This window comes from Allolucifera butyrica, from assembly GCF_900476375.1.
GTDB lineage: Bacteria > Bacillota > Negativicutes > Sporomusales > UPPP01 > Lucifera > Lucifera butyrica.
This window is the reverse complement of record NZ_UPPP01000083.1, coordinates 232173-247454: the sequence shown is the minus strand read 5'-3', so window position 1 is coordinate 247454 and position 15282 is coordinate 232173. Positions and strand designations below refer to the sequence as shown.

23 protein-coding genes and 1 pseudogene are annotated in these 15282 nt (G+C 37.8%); 22 read left to right on the top strand and 2 right to left on the bottom strand.

Annotation, left to right across the window (positions count from 1 at the left end; genetic code table 11):
- The first annotated feature begins 146 nt into the window (after nt 1–146).
- The 6 genes from LUCIF_RS17000 (at nt 147) to LUCIF_RS16965 (ending at nt 4404) form a co-directional block, all read left to right on the top strand.
- Nucleotides 147–761, top strand: coding sequence for a hypothetical protein (locus LUCIF_RS17000; protein WP_122629074.1), 615 nt, complete (start codon nt 147–149; stop codon nt 759–761).
- Nucleotides 762–1594: 833 nt separating this feature from the next.
- Complete coding sequence (locus tag LUCIF_RS16990; protein ID WP_122629072.1) at nt 1595–1882, top strand: hypothetical protein; 288 nt, start codon at nt 1595–1597, stop codon at nt 1880–1882.
- 128 nt (nt 1883–2010) lie between these two features.
- Nucleotides 2011–2745 carry an XAC2610-related protein gene (locus LUCIF_RS16985; RefSeq protein ID WP_122629071.1) on the top strand — a complete coding sequence of 245 codons (735 nt, stop codon included), beginning with the start codon at nt 2011–2013 and terminating at the stop codon, nt 2743–2745.
- A gap of 136 nt (nt 2746–2881) precedes the next feature.
- A complete protein-coding gene (gene rpoZ / locus LUCIF_RS16975; protein ID WP_243638743.1) occupies nt 2882–3139 on the top strand; it encodes a DNA-directed RNA polymerase subunit omega in 258 nt (85 codons plus the stop codon).
- A 268-nt stretch (nt 3140–3407) separates the two neighbouring features.
- On the top strand, nt 3408–3824 hold the full coding sequence (locus tag LUCIF_RS16970) for a membrane-associated protease 1 (RefSeq protein ID WP_122629068.1): 417 nt from the start codon (nt 3408–3410) through the stop codon (nt 3822–3824).
- 28 nt (nt 3825–3852) lie between these two features.
- Nucleotides 3853–4404 (top strand): amidase domain-containing protein, encoded by a 552-nt coding sequence (locus tag LUCIF_RS16965; RefSeq protein WP_165866034.1) that lies wholly within the window; start codon nt 3853–3855, stop codon nt 4402–4404.
- 381 nt (nt 4405–4785) lie between these two features.
- On the opposite strand, the gene LUCIF_RS26170 is transcribed toward LUCIF_RS16965, so the two are convergent.
- Entirely contained in the window at nt 4786–5229 is a 444-nt protein-coding gene (locus LUCIF_RS26170) for a helix-turn-helix domain-containing protein (protein WP_207857892.1), read from the bottom strand.
- 32 nt (nt 5230–5261) lie between these two features.
- Here LUCIF_RS26170 and LUCIF_RS27045 point away from each other — a divergent pair.
- From LUCIF_RS27045 to LUCIF_RS16880, 16 genes and pseudogenes are all read left to right on the top strand, one after another.
- A pseudogene (locus LUCIF_RS27045) lies at nt 5262–5387 on the top strand (ATP-binding protein); the annotation flags it as partial.
- A 12-nt stretch (nt 5388–5399) separates the two neighbouring features.
- Nucleotides 5400–5729 (top strand): magnesium chelatase subunit ChlI family protein, encoded by a 330-nt coding sequence (locus tag LUCIF_RS16955; RefSeq protein WP_279386968.1) that lies wholly within the window; start codon nt 5400–5402, stop codon nt 5727–5729.
- Between the two features lie 336 nt (nt 5730–6065).
- On the top strand, nt 6066–6488 hold the full coding sequence (locus LUCIF_RS16950) for a phage holin family protein (protein ID WP_207857890.1): 423 nt from the start codon (nt 6066–6068) through the stop codon (nt 6486–6488).
- On the top strand, nt 6485–7066 hold the full coding sequence (locus LUCIF_RS16945; protein ID WP_122629065.1) for a GH25 family lysozyme: 582 nt from the start codon (nt 6485–6487) through the stop codon (nt 7064–7066). Before LUCIF_RS16950 ends, LUCIF_RS16945 begins: the two co-directional genes overlap by 4 nt.
- A gap of 64 nt (nt 7067–7130) precedes the next feature.
- The gene (locus LUCIF_RS16940; RefSeq protein WP_122629064.1) at nt 7131–7391 is read left to right on the top strand and encodes a hypothetical protein; all 261 of its coding nucleotides are present in this window, start codon (nt 7131–7133) and stop codon (nt 7389–7391) included.
- A gap of 46 nt (nt 7392–7437) precedes the next feature.
- Nucleotides 7438–8007 (top strand): hypothetical protein, encoded by a 570-nt coding sequence (locus LUCIF_RS16935; protein WP_122629063.1) that lies wholly within the window; start codon nt 7438–7440, stop codon nt 8005–8007.
- 183 nt (nt 8008–8190) lie between these two features.
- Nucleotides 8191–9330, top strand: coding sequence for a LamG domain-containing protein (locus tag LUCIF_RS16930; RefSeq protein WP_122629062.1), 1140 nt, complete (start codon nt 8191–8193; stop codon nt 9328–9330).
- A 194-nt stretch (nt 9331–9524) separates the two neighbouring features.
- Nucleotides 9525–10184 carry a hypothetical protein gene (locus LUCIF_RS16925; protein WP_122629061.1) on the top strand — a complete coding sequence of 220 codons (660 nt, stop codon included), beginning with the start codon at nt 9525–9527 and terminating at the stop codon, nt 10182–10184.
- Nucleotides 10185–10541: 357 nt separating this feature from the next.
- Nucleotides 10542–10718 (top strand): Y-family DNA polymerase, encoded by a 177-nt coding sequence (locus LUCIF_RS27345; RefSeq protein WP_370745640.1) that lies wholly within the window; start codon nt 10542–10544, stop codon nt 10716–10718.
- An 80-nt stretch (nt 10719–10798) separates the two neighbouring features.
- Nucleotides 10799–11434, top strand: coding sequence for a lactate utilization protein (locus LUCIF_RS16915; protein WP_207857889.1), 636 nt, complete (start codon nt 10799–10801; stop codon nt 11432–11434).
- A 482-nt stretch (nt 11435–11916) separates the two neighbouring features.
- Nucleotides 11917–12318: a hypothetical protein gene (locus LUCIF_RS25835; protein ID WP_126720607.1), complete on the top strand. Its 402-nt coding sequence runs from the start codon at nt 11917–11919 to the stop codon at nt 12316–12318.
- 1 nt (nt 12319) lies between these two features.
- Nucleotides 12320–12535 carry a hypothetical protein gene (locus tag LUCIF_RS26165; RefSeq protein WP_122629058.1) on the top strand — a complete coding sequence of 72 codons (216 nt, stop codon included), beginning with the start codon at nt 12320–12322 and terminating at the stop codon, nt 12533–12535.
- A 106-nt stretch (nt 12536–12641) separates the two neighbouring features.
- Nucleotides 12642–12833, top strand: a complete 192-nt coding sequence (locus LUCIF_RS16895) for a DUF6199 family natural product biosynthesis protein (protein ID WP_122629057.1) — start codon at nt 12642–12644, stop codon at nt 12831–12833.
- 390 nt (nt 12834–13223) lie between these two features.
- Nucleotides 13224–13640, top strand: a complete 417-nt coding sequence (locus LUCIF_RS16890) for a membrane-associated protease 1 (RefSeq protein ID WP_122629056.1) — start codon at nt 13224–13226, stop codon at nt 13638–13640.
- Between the two features lie 23 nt (nt 13641–13663).
- Nucleotides 13664–14206, top strand: coding sequence for an amidase domain-containing protein (locus tag LUCIF_RS16885; RefSeq protein WP_122629055.1), 543 nt, complete (start codon nt 13664–13666; stop codon nt 14204–14206).
- Complete coding sequence (locus LUCIF_RS16880) at nt 14196–14666, top strand: hypothetical protein (RefSeq protein WP_122629054.1); 471 nt, start codon at nt 14196–14198, stop codon at nt 14664–14666. Before LUCIF_RS16885 ends, LUCIF_RS16880 begins: the two co-directional genes overlap by 11 nt.
- A gap of 196 nt (nt 14667–14862) precedes the next feature.
- Here LUCIF_RS16880 and LUCIF_RS16875 read toward each other — a convergent pair whose 3' ends face one another.
- Complete coding sequence (locus tag LUCIF_RS16875) at nt 14863–15279, bottom strand: helix-turn-helix domain-containing protein (RefSeq protein ID WP_165866033.1); 417 nt, start codon at nt 15277–15279, stop codon at nt 14863–14865.
- Nucleotides 15280–15282: the final 3 nt, after the last annotated feature.

Here is a 15282-nt window from a genome sequence, read left to right as displayed (position 1 = left end):
TTTTTTATATTGCTAATTTTTATTTATGATATATAATGTTTAACAGAGAAAACATATCTTGGAAGTTAAAAAGAATTTGCTTTTGATGTGATTCGAGCGAGCCCAATAGAAAGGAGTCTATTGGCAAAAAACAAGGAGGTTATTTCATGATTAACAGTTTAACAAGCTCCAGTATGGGGGAATTGGGTACACCTTTATCTAGTCAATCAGTAACGGTAAAAACATCAACAACAAACTCATCCTTGGCAAATGAAACTAATTCTACCACTTCTACATTTAGCCCAGCATACGTAGTTTCTTTAGGAGAAACAAATGCGTCTAGTGCAACCTATACCATGCAAAGCATTCTTAATAATGCTTCGATGGTAACAAACAGCACTCAAGCACAGGGTGCAAGTAATCAAAATATGGTATTGGCTGCGGCGATAGATCTGCCTGGTGATCCAACGGGTGGCACTCCAAGTGACCCAACAGGTGGCTTTCCCAGTAATCCTACCGGAGGTTTACCCAGTAATCCAACTGGGGGCTTTTTAGGCGGCATAACGGGTAGTTTTTATCCTAAGTATCCTAATTCTATTTATAAGGCATTTAAAGATTTAATAGAAAGCGGAGAACTAAGAATGATAAAGAAATGGGGGCCATTGACTATTGGCTACGACATAGTAACTAAATTGCATTATTTAGACCCAGGTACTTACGATCCTGGAGCTAATGGCGGTGGTAGTAGTAGCGGTAGTAGTGGTAATGAAGTTCCACTCTAAGTTTTAATTGTGAGGAATAAGAGCTGATGATTCGACTATTAAAGTTAAAGCATATAAAATGGTTATTTCAGGTAAGAGGGCTTTGCCAGGGATTCGTAGCTTTTATATTAACTACGATAATTGAAGATAAGATTTATTTGAATTATGGTATTACTTTTGAAGGTATGCAGTATATTACATTTTTTATAGCATGGTTAATTGTTGGTGAAATATTTGATATGATTTCTCGGCGTTTTTTTACTAGGAAATTTACCAAGAAACATAAGTGATGTAAATCAAATTTTAAAACCATTTCCGGTGGCTTCGGCTGCCGGGTTTTTTATCTGGTGCAATACGTGGTAAAGGGAATTGGTGAATTTTGGAGAATTACGATTTAGCAACTGATAAGTGAATGGGGGTTTCCCGATGGAAAGCACAATTCGCGAGACCTGTTATAATTGTCAGACGACACTCTATGAGTTTGCTAAGAATTCGAATGGCCGCATTATTTATAAGTGTTGCCCTAAATGTGGCAAAGAAAATAACACTTCTATTAAAACTAAGAACAGTTATGTTTCACGAGGTTTGAAGTTTTTCATAGCATGGTGTTTCATAATTATATTGATTTTTTTTAGATACCCGACAGTTATCTGCTTTACAATCTTGACCGGTTCGGTTTTATTCCTTTATCTGTTAGTGAGTTGTATCTATACAACATGTTCAGAATGTGGTAATACCTACTGTTATCGAAGACATCATTATTGTTTTAATTGTGGCAAACCTTTATAACCATTAAAAGAGAATGTGATTATTACAATTTAGTGAGCGATAGGATAAGGAGGCGGTAATTTACTATGAAATCATACCAAATATGGAAAAAACTATCTTATGGTTGCATTGCATTAATTTTTATAATGAGCGAAGTCAAATTGAAACAATTAGCTCTTTTATTTGTAATATTATGGATAACATGTCATTTAATATATGTACTAATACGCCGAAAAACAGACCCTATATATAATGAAATTCGAACTGTTATTGGTATTAAGGTGAGAACATTTGATTATGCATTGTTGATGATAATAGCTACTCCCGTGATAATAATTCCACTACTTATTTTTGCAATTGCTTTAGCAAAGTAGTGGTTTCAACATGTTTGCAGGTTATGGAATTAATTAGTGAATGATTTTCGAATAGTTCCGTTTTCTAACCAGAAGGAGATGTTGATGATGATAAAAAGATATTCCGTAAAATTAGATTAAGTTTAGTATTGATTATTATAATATTAACTAGTTGTACAGCCCAGAAAAGCAATGCCATAGGGGCTTTTAGTATTTCTTCAAACCAGCCAAATTTAACTGGCAACTATGCGCAAGAAAAAAATGAAGTTTTACTGGAAAGAGTCACGGAAAGAATCCACCCCTCATTACCTGAATTTATATTTAGTATTTACGGTCAAGAAAAAAGCGGGTACGATCATTTTTATCGTATTCGCAAAATAACCATCAAAAGAGCGGATCAACCTGAAAAAGTTTTACAGGAGATTATCTTTGATAAAACAGCAACATTGGATTTTCCTAAAGTTTATGATATTAATACCAGTTTTATTGTTGAAGATATAAATTTTGATGGCTATAAGGATATTCGCCTCCAGCTATGGCATCCGGCAGGTCCTAATATTCCTTACTATTATTGGATATGGGATAAGGATGCTTCTACGTTTATCCAGAATAAGGAGCTAGAACAGATCACCTCTCCAAAAGTTGATATTGCAAATCAAACAATTATATCCTATGTAAGAGATGGGGCCGCTACTTACTATAAACGAACATATAAATATCTTGACGGACACATACAACTGATCAAAGAGTTGATGGTGGAATACCACAAAGAAACGACAGGAGAAATAACTACACATATTACAGTTCGTGAATTAATGGATGATGAAATGATGGTTGTGGCGGAATATGATAAACCTGGGAGAATTAATTTAAAAGAGCTGTAATGACATTTCGTGGTAAGAGGGTCTATTGCCTGATGGCTTCGGTTGCCGGGCCTTTTCTTAGCAGGTTTATTTGTCTTCAGTCGCATAGAACAGGAAAAATATGGTATAATATCACTGTGATGAATTTGATAGTAAAGTGGGAGGCGAAACTGGTAGAGAAGATAATAATGAAAAGAGGCAAAGATATATGAACCTACCAGCATTAGAAATATTGTTAAATGAAATTGACAATAAATATACTCTTGCTATTTTAGGTGCTAAACGTGCAAGAGAAATAGAACAAGGAAGCGAACCGTTAGTAGACAATGAGTCAATAAAGTCAGTTACCATAGCCCTGAATGAAATTGCCGAAAAGAGAATAACTTTTATGAAGATAAAAAGTGGAATTAAGTAGGCTTATTTTTGTCAGCCTCTTATACAACAGCTCCTACGGCAGGAGCTTTTTTATTTGTCACTTTTTTGTCAAAAATTTGTTGTAAGCTTTAAAAAGAAAAATTTTCCATATATAGAATTCTGGTCCTATAAATTGAACTTATTTTAGGGACTTTAATCCCATTTATTTAAAACAAAGGAGGAATATGGGAATTTATGAAGTAATAGGAAAGTTGTTTTTGGATACTAGATAAGACAAATTAAATGAAAAAGCTATAGGAGGCTTCATAATGGGATTTACATTGGCTGTTAAAGGAAAAGACACTGAAATTAACTTAGGTGAAGACGTTATTATTTCTGCGCACATTGGCGTAAGTACACCTAATAACTCAATGGCCAAGTCATCTAGTGTTGCAGGTACATTGTTTGTAAGTGGGAAACTTACTCATAACAATATGCTAAATGCGTCCGATAAAGAAACTTCAAAATTACTAAAATGGTCATTGGTTACTGCTCAGAACGCAGATGCTTATAGAGACGTAACTGTTCAGGTAGTTACCGCTAGTCAGGTATTCAGAACCATACATTTTCCGAATGCATTTATAATTGATTATAATGAAAGGTATTTTGATAGTGCAGGTATGGGGGAGTTCTCACTGATTTTACGACAGAAAGCTGATAAATTTACTGATGTAGAGGCTGAATAATAATAAAGAATTTGTTGGAGGGAATAGATTGAGTTTATGGGATGATACTAAAAATGAACTAAAACGTGACGAGTTTAGAGAACGTCATGGCTATTATTATAGTTCTCAAACATTTGCGTTTAGCAGGAAGGATGCTGTATATTACGCTCATACTTATTGGAGTCACCCCAATGTAAATTATCCTTATGATCCTGATAATGATTGTACCAACTTTGTGTCACAATGCTGGACATATGCCGGAATTCCGGTATCGGTAGATTGGTTTTGCGACCATATTACAGGAGAACATTTTGTAAGAACAAATTCATGGGTGGGTGCAGAAGAATTTGCAAATTACATGATGAGTAGAGGATATTGTCAAATATCATATACTAGTCTTGACGCTAATCTTGGAGATGTGGTTCAATTTTATAATCCTGAACATGGATGGCATCATTCGGCGATAATAACAAAAAAAGAGGAAAATGGAAATTTAGCATATTGTGCGCACAGTGATTCAAATAATGATAAAGATTTAACTGCGTATTATCGTAAAAGTGGCGAACAACTTAGGTTTCTTTGTCCATATAATGCCTACTAAATTGTATGGAAAGGTCTTGTTTCAAAGATGAAAGTAAAAAAATTTTTAGAAATAGTTATAATAATTATAGTAGTTTTGATTCTTTGTGTATTCGGGCTATTTTTTTTAATGATATGGGATGATGAAAGACAATTTAGAAATCATGAAATTATAGGGAATTTATTAAATATGTTGACATATATGGTGTAATCAAAGAAGCTTTATAAAAGAAAAAGCCTGGCTCTAAAAAGCCAAGCTTTATGCCGGTTTCTTTTTTGATTTCGGTTTCTTTCCGTTCTTTTCTTCGATTGCTTTGATGCTGCTCTCCAACGCGGCCAATAAATCGACAACATTTCCAGCAGCGGGGGCAGCCGGCTCGTTTCCTACATTAAATATATATAATTAATATAATTTTAGATTTTCAAGGTAGGGAATTAATATCTTCATTGATTTTTCAGTAGGGCTACATTTACCACGCTCCCAAAGTCTAACCGTTTTTTCATTGGTGCCGATTTTGGCGGCGAATTCTGACTTTGTCAGTCCGTGATAGAGCCGAGCTTTCCGGATACGCTCTGCAAGAGTTTTTTCCGGAAGAAGGTCAAAGCAGCCCAAGAGCCAAACAGGTTGGTTTAGGACTGATGCCAGTTTTCTAAGGGTCTCTATCTCAACAGTTTGAGCCCGGCCATTCTCAATTCGGCTGATAGTGCCTGTACAAAGACCGGCTTCACGGGCTACATCGACGATATCAAGACCAATTTCAAAGCGGGCCCAGCGGATTCTTTCGCCGGGTGTATTGCCGCAGTTTTTATTTTCTGGCATTACTTTTTTATGTACGGTGAAAGTCATGGCAGTCGAGGTATTCTCTTCACGGTTGTCCGTGCGGTTTTTTAACTGACCCGGCCAAAGAGTGCACTTGCAGTCAGCAGGAAATCCGCCGCTATGCAAAAAAAATATCCGGGCCGTTATTGGACCGGATTGATATTCACGTTCATGTTCCCCGTCTGGAATACAGTGAAATGGTCAGTAATCAAACTGCCGAGTCATCCGTGGTTATCCGCCGGCGGGTGGAAGAAGCGCGGGCAGTACAATATCGCCGGTTGAGTTCGTGTGGTCTTTATTGTAATTCCCAGATGGGTCACAAGCAGTTAAAAAATATCTGCGCTATGACCCGTGATGCGCAAAACCTGATGCGCCAGGCTTTTACAAAGATGAACTTAAGTGCCAGAGGATACGACCGTATTGTCAAAGTAGCACGAGCCATTGCCGATCTTGCCGGAAGTGAAAAGATAAACGGACAACACATAGCGGAAGCAATTCATTTTCGTAATAATTTACGGATGGTTTAGGAGAATTTCGTATGTAATAAAAGTTTTTTTCCAATTAAGTTCGAAAATCAGAAAAGGATAATAAAGCTTGTATTGATTAAGTATTTTCATTCCGCGCTTCATGCTGGATGAAAGAGCAGACATGGAGGACACTAATGCATTTATATGATAGATATCATGAACCAGGGGTGAAGTCCGGCGACTTTAAGCGCGGTTCTTAAAGGTGAAGATTATATCAGAAAATTATATAACATATAAAGCCAAGAGAATCTTGCCGCCAGCAGGCGGTTTTTTTATGTCTTAGATAGTTTAAATTTTAGTATTTTTTGAATGTATTTATTAAGAGGAGGGGTGGACGTGATTGAATATACACAAACGGAGCTCCGTATTATGGGGTTATTTTCAGCTATAGGCGCAGTTTTTTCATTTCTTGTCGGGGGGATGGATGCACCAATCAAAGCATTATTGGTGCTCATCTGCGTAGATTATATTACCGGAATGGTGGCTGCCTGGAAGACGGGAACGCTAAGCAGTCAGCGCGGCTTTAAAGGGCTTGGCCGCAAAATAACAATTTTGGCGGTGGTGGCGTTTGCTAATATGCTGGACATGTCTATGAGTCTGGGGCATGTGTTTCGAAGTATGGCCATCTTCGGTTATGGCGGTATGGAAGGAATGAGCATTTGCGAAAACATTGATAGAGCGGGGTATGGTGATTATATCCCACAGTTTATCCGGGAGAAGCTTATCCAGCTTAGAGAAGAAAAGGGGGTAAAATTATGAAGGGTATTGATGTAAGCGAAAATAACGGGACTGTAGATTGGCAAGCAGTGATAGATGCCGGCTGCGAGTTTGCTATAATCCGGCTGGGTTATGGCCTTCGTCATCTTGACGGAAACTTTGCTGACAACGTGAATGGGGCCCTGGCGGCCGGATTGAAAATTGGCGTGTATTTTTACAGTTACGCTCTGACTGTCGATGAGGCCAAGGCCGAAGCACAATATGTGCAGGGGATTTTGCAGGATTATGGAGTGAATCCGGAATTAGGTATTTGGTATGACATGGAGGATGCAGACGGCTATAAGGAACGGAATGGGATGCCGGATAATCAAACCATTACGGATATGTGTTCCGCCTTTATCTGCGCGCTGAATGATGCCGGATATCAGTATGTTGGGATTTACGCTTCCTACTCTTGGCTGACCGGAACCATTGATACCGCCCAATTGGCTGATTATGTGCTGTATTGGAATGCTCAGTGGGGAAGTAGTAACGATTTTTCGCAGGCCAGGATGTGGCAGTACACGGACGCCTTTAGCATTAATGGCCAAGATTTTGACGGAGACGAATATTACGGGTAAGGTTTAGGGCCACCGCTGATTTGGCGGTGGTTTTAATATTTAAATAAAAATGGGGGAATGCAGAATGTCTGATGAAAACAAAACGGTTGATGGAGTGGATTTGTCCAAGCTTACGGCGGACCAACTCATTTCACTCTCGGAAGAAGAATGGAACGAGTTTTATAGTGTAGTAAAGGCCGCTATTGCCGCGAAAAAAGCGGAAGCGCAGGCGAAAGTAAAAGCCAAAATTCAAGAAGCTGTTACTGTTGTGAATACTTATATCTTGCCAGTTGTGAAGTATGTTGCCGGAGCGGCTATTATGTTAAAAGTGTTTGGAGTAATATAATGAAAGAAAATTCACTGCTTTCATAAGCGCGCATTGGAAGTATCTTGTGGGGCTGGCATTAGTGCTGGCCCTGCTTGTTTTTGGCTATCGGGAATACCAGCAGTGGAAGCAGCACATCTTGGAGCAGGCACAAAAAAGTACGGCTCCCGCGATCAACGTCACCACTACCGGCGCTCCAGCTAAAGAGGATGATCTGAAAACCGTATATATTCAAGGTCAAAATACCGTTACGCATGAAATTGTTTATGTGCCAAAGGAAATCATGACCGTCCAGCAGCCGAATGGAACTGCTAAACAGGTTCAGGAAAAGGCAGATGTGCAGTTCGACAATAGGCAGGGAAAAATTTATGTGAAGGTAAACGGTAAGGATTACGAAGTTCCGGATAATGTCCAGGAAAATACGAAGTTTGAAAACGGGAAATTGGTTATTACAGATCAGTCCGAAATGCATATTAACGTGACAACGCCGAAACCGATCATGAATGCCGGTGTTGGATGGTCAAGGAATGGGTCGGCTCTTGAATTAAGTGGGCCATTGACTGGGTCTATCAGCTGGTGGGCCTATGGTGATAAGAAGACGATTACGGGCGGGATACAGTTTCCAATCTCAAAATAGTTCCCCTAGGTTTAGCCGGTCAGAAATGGCCGGCTTTTTTTTGTAAAAAACGGAATGCACCCGTTTAAACTAAGAAGCTGGAATGAATGTATATAAGTGAAAGCCGATATACAGAAAACGCACATTCACTATAAGCGTTCCTTGACTATTGCGGCTTAATAAAAAATTGGAGGTAATGTAATTATGGCAATTGATGACAAGTACACAGTATCGTTATTGCATTTTGACGGTGGAATTACTGATGAGAGCGGGAAGGTATGGGTAGCGCAAAATGGTGCTGCTACAAGTACCGCTGAATCAAAATTTGGTGGTTCATCGTTATATTTAAATGGAACAAATCAATATTTAACAACACCAAATAGCAATGATTTTGACTTTGGTAGTGGGGACTTTACTATTGATTGGTGGGAGTATAGAACCACTGCAAGTGGAACAAATCAGCCTGTTTTGTCCAGAGATAATTCTGCTGTATATCAAACATTTTTAGTTGGTGTTTGCGGTTCTGGTCATTCTGAAATGTCATGTTTCTTTTCTAGCACAAATACATCTTGGGATATTACAGGTGCAAACGGCAAATCTATGGGTAATGTTATTTTAAACCAATGGACACATTACGCAGTATGTAGATCGGGGAATTCTTTTTATACTTTTCAGAATGGAATTCTGCAATCGAATTGGACATCAAGTCTGTCTTTAGCTACGAATACTGGAGTACCAGCAATAGGTAAATATAACACACAAGGTGTTTTCCCTGGTTATATTGACGAATTCCGTATTTCTAAAGGTATTGCTCGCTGGACTTCAAATTTTACGCCACCAACTGCACCGTATGCGCCAATATCTTCACCGGTAAATTTAACTGCAACCGCCGGTGATGCTCAAATAATGCTTGCTTGGACGGCTGTTACTGGTGCTGTAGGCTATAACGTAAGACGTGCGGTAACTTCTGGCGGCCCATATACTACTATAGCGAGCAATGTAACCAATTCAAGCTATGTCGATAGTACGGTTACTCATGGTACTACCTATTACTATATTGTTACCGCAGTTGATAACTACGGGGACGAAAGTGCCAATTCGAATGAAGCATCTGCAACGCCGCAGGCGGCCAGCAAAGCATTGTTACGGGTTACGATGAGTGATTCCAGCGAACGGGAATATAAATTAACTACGACTGAAATTAATAATTTTGTTCAATGGTATAATCGCACAATCGGCACTGGCAACACTTGTTATAGCTTTGATGATATTATTGATGGCAGCAAAGAATATCTGGCTTTTGAAAAAATAATCAGCTTTAAAGTAGTACCGATTACTCAATAAGAATTAAGATCGTCCTTGGCTACGGCCGGGGGCTTTTTTTATTTTGGCAGAGAGTAAAAAATTTTAGATACCCGTTTAAATAAGAAGCCGGAATGAATGTATATAAGTGAAAGCCGGTATACAGGAAACACACATCAATTAAGAAATTCCTTGGATATGTCGGATTCAAAAATAATTAATTGGAGGAATATAAAATGGCGACAGTAGGACAGCAGTTGACTGCACCTGAAACAGGATGGAAAAGATATGACACGACCGATTCTGGTTTTAACTTTTCTGGTGATTGGCAAACAGTTAAAAATAGTGACCTTCCATCCGGAAATTATTATGATGGGAGTATGCTTTTTACGTCATCAGAAGGAAAGGTTGCTTTTAAGTTTTTTGGAACAAAGCTTCGCATTATAACCGATGCAAATACGGATCATTCCAATAAAGTTCAAATCACGATTGATGGTATTGTAAGTGAGTTCTCAACTGCTGTAGCAGGCATGTACCAACGATTATCATTTGAAAAAACTGATTTAGAATTGTCAATCCATGAAATAGAAATTACCAATTTAACTGATACGGTGTTTGGCTTTGATGCTATTGATATTGACGAAGAAGGATATTTAGTTGAGCCAGTCGGACATTGCCTATTGCGTATCACTATGACCGATTCCAGTGAACGCGAGTATGAATTGACGAGTGACCAAATTAGTCAGTTTATCGATTGGTGTAATCGTACCGTAGGTACCGGCAATGCATACTATGCCTTCGATAAGACTTACAATGTTGGTGAATTTAAAGACCGGAAAGAGTATCTGATGTTTGAACAGATCATCAGCTTTGAAGTTATGGAACTTACGAAGTAGACGTATAATTTAGTCCCTACCGCAAGGTGGGGGCTTTTTTTAGATTTCATCCTTGAGTACGAGGTTTTACTTTTTAAAGTGTCGTATTTTGTATGGCTTTTTGAGGAATATTATTTAATAATCTCACATATACTATAATGTTTTCTGATTTTTTAGGAGGGAATGAAAATGCTCTTAGATATTATTTATGGTATCATTGCTATTGGCGGAATAACTATAGTTATGATGCTTTCTATGTGCCTTCGGTTGTCGTGATTTGCTCGGTCAAATGGCCGGTCTTTTTATTTTCCCAATATATACCTATGCCACGCTCCTTGATCTCCTATCCGCTCAGCCCTATAATTGAAATGCAAACATATGTTCTATTTCAAAAAAGGAACTATGAAGCATACGATCCTACATGTAGATTTGAACAATTTTTATGCCAGTGTAGAGTGCCTGTATCGACCAGAAATCAGAGATAAGCCGGTTGTCGTCAGTGGGGACGTTGAAGTGCATCATGGGATTTGTACTTGCAAAAAACTATCCATCTAAAAAACTCGGGATCAAAAGTTATTTTCACTTGAAAGTAGCATTTAACTTCGTTAGAAAGGGTTGGTTAAAGTAGTATGGATATGCCAATTTTATGGTACAGGGAAAAACGGGTAGAAAGAACCATAAGTTGTTTAGAAAAACATAATATCCTTGGTTTTTATGTGAAAGATGAAAATGAATTATTGAAGAAAGTAAAAGAACTAATCAAAGAAGATTCAGTCGTCGGAGTAGGCGATTCTATGACCCTTTTTGAGACAGGAGTTATTGATTTACTACGAAATGGAAAATATCGTTTTTTAGATAAATACAAAGATGGAATAACCCGTGAAGAAAAAGATCAATTATATAGAAATATTTTTAGCGCAGATACATTTCTATCCAGTACCAATGCACTAACCGAGGAAGGAGAACTTTTCAATATTGATGGTAATGGAAGTAGAGTAGCCCCAATGATTTACGGTCCAAGACAAGTAATTATTGTAGCAGGCATTAATAAGATTGTTAAAAATATAGAAGAAGCTGAAAAAAGGGTAAGAAATTATACAGCACCATTGGATGCAAAAAGACTCAACAAAAAAACACCTTGCGTATCCTTGGGATATTGTATTGACTGTAAAAGTGAAGAAAGAATTTGCAATTCATTTGTAACTATAAAAAGACAGTTTATTAATGGCAGAATCAAAGTAATAATTGTGGGAAAAGAACTGGGTTACTAAGTTTAATGTGTTGTATTATTGATTAGTTTTATTTTATCAGTTTGAGGTTGCTCCCCAATTTATCAATGGTTTCCTCTATAATGGGAAGACGGGCGGGTAGTTGAGATTGACCGGGTTCTGTACGTCCGGCAGGTGGCATCCTTAAAAGGCGGGGGCTGCGGCATACGTTACACTTGCCGGATAGGCCGGCGGGAATTTTTCCTGTTTTGCGACGAGGGACGTTGGTTTGTGGAGAAAAAATAATAGTTTGTTACTTTAATGCTGGTCAGAAATATGACTGGCTTTTTTATTTGGTCATAAAAAAAATGCAATTTAAATAAATTATCAACATACTGAAAATATAAAATTATTATATTGCTAAATTTTGTTTTTAATATATAATGTTTTACAGAGAAACATATTATAGGAATCTCTTTTGTAGGGATTCTAAGCGAGCCCAATAGAAAGGAGTCTATTGGCCAAAACAAGGAGGTATATATTACATGATTAACAAACTGCTATCCTATGGAGAATTTGGTTCATCGCAAAATTCACTTGGTACGACTATGTCTTTAAATTCAACAACATCCATACAAAATGCTTCGCTAACAACTGAAAATTCTACTACTGATTCTACTACTACACCGGCATATACTGTTTCTCTAGGAGAAACAGTTGTGACTAATATCACCTACACATCACAGGGCACTTTAAGTAATGCAACCAATATTTCTCAAACCGGGTATTCAACCGGAACCATGGACGCCATTGTTGGTATTAATAATGGTCCAGCAGATAGTAATCCTAATTGGATTCCGGAAGATAATTGGCCTTCTAGCAGCAGTCCTGCTGGCGAAATGACCGGGAATCCCGCTGGTAATATGACCGGGAAATCCCGCAGGTGAAATGACTGATAGTCCCTTTGGTGATTGGAATGGTAATTTTTCATGGAACTTTCAATGGGGATTTGCTCCCCTTGGTGCTCCTTCAGTCACATACGAATACAACAACGACACTTTGAATGCCTCATTGAATTTTGGGATTGGTTCATTTAACGCTACATTTACCGATGCTTCGGACTTGATGTATGATGTCGGTGACAGCTTAGATCCTGTGTTATGAGTTAAATTATTTATCTAAAGGGAGTGATTTATCATTTAGTCACTCCCCTTTTACTATAATAAAATGGAAAAAACATATTTAGAAAGGTTAAAAGGGAATTTATCAAATGGATTTATTTGTGAAGCTTGTATTTATCTTTATTTCTATTCTTTATATACTTTTTCCTAAAGCGATGTGGAAAATTACCTATGGATGGCAAATGAAAGAGGGATCTGAACCAACAGAGGAAGCTTTAATTTTATTTCGAATGAGTGGTGCTTTGTTCTTGGTTATTATGGGCTTCGCATTGTTTCATTAATGCGATTAGTGTATGGAATACCGTTCTCCAGAAATCAGTGGAATATCGTAAAAAGTAAAAGCTATCCTAAATTCTGTGTAAACCTCCAAGTTGGTGTAAAATAGACAGCATGAGTACAAAAAATAGGCATTACTCTGCCTATATCACCCGGTAGCTTGACTGCCGGTCTTTTTTATTTGTCATCTTTTTGTCATAAATTTGTTATAGACTTTTAAAAGAAAAATTTTCCATATATAGAATTTTGGTCCTATAAATTGAACTTATTTTAGGGACTTTTATCCCATTTATTTAAAACAAAGGAGGAATATGGGAATTTATGAAGTAATAGGAAAGTTGTTTTTGAAACATTAGCTAACAAATTAAATTGAAAAAGTTATGGGAGGATTCATAATGGGATTTACATTGGCTGTTAAAGGAAAAGACACTGAAATTAACTTAGGTGAAGACATTATTACTTCTGCGAACATTGGAGTAAGTACACCTAACGACTCAATGGCTAAGTCATCTAGTGTTGCAGGTACATTGTTTGTAACAGGGAAACTTACTCATAACAATATGCTAGATGCGTCCGATAAAGAAACTTCAAAATTACTAAAATGGTCATTGGTTACTGCCCAGAATGCAGATGCTTATAGGGATGTAACTGTTCAAGTAAATACCGCTGATCAAAACTTTAGAACCATACATTTCCCGAATGCCTTTATAATTGATTATAACGAGAGATATTCTACTAGCGCAGGTATGGGTGAGTTTTCTCTGGTTTTGCGACAGAAGGCTGATAAATTTACTGATATACAAGCTGAATAAAAAATAAATTATGGTTGTGGGGTATGGATTTGAGCTTCTACGATGATTTCAAAAATAATGTTAAAAAAGATGAATTCTATCTTAGTCATGGCTTTAATAGTCAGCCGCAAACTGTCACCTTTGATAGGCAAAAAGCCGTATGGTATGCACATCATTATTGGTCCCAAATAAATACACATTTTCCATATCTGCGTGATAATGATTGTACAAACTTTGTATCTCAATGTTGGAATTATGCTGGAATTCCAGTTTCCGAAGGTTGGTTTTGTGATAAAACGGCATCTTCGCATGCATGGACATTAGCAGGGAATTTTGCAGATTATATGGTGAGTAGAGGGTATTGCCGAATAGCATATAGTAGTACTGAGGCTAACCTTGGAGATGTCATTCAGTTCTATAATGATTCGGATGGGTGGCACCATTCGGCAATAATAACGGCAAAAGACGAAAATGGTAATTTAAAATATAGTGCACATAGTGATCCGCACTGTGATAGAGACTTATCGGAGGTATATCCAGGGCAAGGAGAGCAAATCAGATTTCTCTGCCCTTATAATGCATACTAAAAATCTTTTAGTGGGAGGTACGATTAGCATTTTACTCAAAAAAATTGCTCTTGTAGTTTTATTGGTTATGCTGATTTTTACAGGAGGTTGCACAAGTAGTGATAATGCGAAATTTGAACCAAGAGTTTCATTGAGCGAAGTAAACGGTTTGTCAGATACTGATGTAGTAAATCGGTTATTTATACTCTATTTAGATCATTTCAAGGAAAAATCCATATTTAATGGAGAAAAAATAGTAGCTTACAAAGATGTTAAAGCCCGAAAGGTGCCCCATGTAAATGGCTATGGCGATCTTTATAGTGTATCATATTCCGTACAAGAAACTTTTTGGGGTTCTTATTGGGAAGCAGGAAACGGGCATATTGCAGAAGATTCTTGGATATTAGGAAAATCCTTTGTGGTTGAACTCACCAAAGAAAATGGAGAAGCTAAGTTGAGAATAATAGGAACAGGCTTGTGAACATTATATATTCCTCATTCTTACCCCTCACAATGTGTGAGGGATTTTTATATTAAAGAAAAAGCCTGGCCCTAATAGCCAAGCTTATGCCGGTTTCCTTTTTGATTTCGATTTCTTTCCATTCTTTTCTTCAATTGCCTTAATGCTGCTTTCTAGTGCGACCAGCAAATCGACAACATTTCACTTAGATAAATAATTAATGTAATTTTAGATTTTTCAGGTAGGGAACTAATATCTTCATTGATTTTTCAGTAGGGCTACATCTACCACGCTCCCAAAGTCTAACCGTTTTTTCATTGGTGCCGATTTTAGCGGCGAGCTCTGATTTGGTCAACCCATGGATGAGTCGCGCTTTCCTGATGCGCTCGGCAAGAGTACTTTCCGGTAACAGGTCGAAGCAACCTAAAAATGCGATAGTTTGTTTTAAAATTGGCGCCAACTTTCTAAGGGTCTCTATCTCAACAGTTTGAGCCCGGCCATTCTCAATTCGGCTGATAGTGCCTGGACAAAGACCGGCTTTACGGGCTACATCGACAATATCAAGACCAGTTTCAAAGCGGGCCCAGCGGATTCTTTCGCCGGGTGTATTGCCGCAGTTTTTATTTTCTGGCATTAC

Bases quoted from the DNA above. Each gene is read 5' to 3' on its own strand.
- LUCIF_RS17000 (WP_122629074.1), top strand. From the start codon at position 147: ATGATTAACAGTTTAACAAGCTCCAGTATGGGGGAATTGGGTACACCT.
- LUCIF_RS16990 (WP_122629072.1), top strand. From the start codon at position 1,595: ATGAAATCATACCAAATATGGAAAAAACTATCTTATGGTTGCATTGCA.
- LUCIF_RS16970 (WP_122629068.1), top strand. From the start codon at position 3,408: ATGGGATTTACATTGGCTGTTAAAGGAAAAGACACTGAAATTAACTTA.
- LUCIF_RS26170 (WP_207857892.1), bottom strand. From the start codon at position 5,229: ATGACTTTCACCGTACATAAAAAAGTAATGCCAGAAAATAAAAACTGC.
- LUCIF_RS16955 (WP_279386968.1), top strand. From the start codon at position 5,400: ATGGTCAGTAATCAAACTGCCGAGTCATCCGTGGTTATCCGCCGGCGG.
- LUCIF_RS16945 (WP_122629065.1), top strand. From the start codon at position 6,485: ATGAAGGGTATTGATGTAAGCGAAAATAACGGGACTGTAGATTGGCAA.
- LUCIF_RS16940 (WP_122629064.1), top strand. From the start codon at position 7,131: ATGTCTGATGAAAACAAAACGGTTGATGGAGTGGATTTGTCCAAGCTT.
- LUCIF_RS16930 (WP_122629062.1), top strand. From the start codon at position 8,191: ATGGCAATTGATGACAAGTACACAGTATCGTTATTGCATTTTGACGGT.
- LUCIF_RS16925 (WP_122629061.1), top strand. From the start codon at position 9,525: ATGGCGACAGTAGGACAGCAGTTGACTGCACCTGAAACAGGATGGAAA.
- LUCIF_RS27345 (WP_370745640.1), top strand. From the start codon at position 10,542: ATGTTCTATTTCAAAAAAGGAACTATGAAGCATACGATCCTACATGTA.
- LUCIF_RS16915 (WP_207857889.1), top strand. From the start codon at position 10,799: ATGCCAATTTTATGGTACAGGGAAAAACGGGTAGAAAGAACCATAAGT.
- LUCIF_RS25835 (WP_126720607.1), top strand. From the start codon at position 11,917: ATGATTAACAAACTGCTATCCTATGGAGAATTTGGTTCATCGCAAAAT.
- LUCIF_RS26165 (WP_122629058.1), top strand. From the start codon at position 12,320: ATGACTGATAGTCCCTTTGGTGATTGGAATGGTAATTTTTCATGGAAC.
- LUCIF_RS16895 (WP_122629057.1), top strand. From the start codon at position 12,642: ATGGATTTATTTGTGAAGCTTGTATTTATCTTTATTTCTATTCTTTAT.
- LUCIF_RS16890 (WP_122629056.1), top strand. From the start codon at position 13,224: ATGGGATTTACATTGGCTGTTAAAGGAAAAGACACTGAAATTAACTTA.
- LUCIF_RS16885 (WP_122629055.1), top strand. From the start codon at position 13,664: ATGGATTTGAGCTTCTACGATGATTTCAAAAATAATGTTAAAAAAGAT.
- LUCIF_RS16880 (WP_122629054.1), top strand. From the start codon at position 14,196: ATGCATACTAAAAATCTTTTAGTGGGAGGTACGATTAGCATTTTACTC.
- LUCIF_RS16875 (WP_165866033.1), bottom strand. From the start codon at position 15,279: ATGCCAGAAAATAAAAACTGCGGCAATACACCCGGCGAAAGAATCCGC.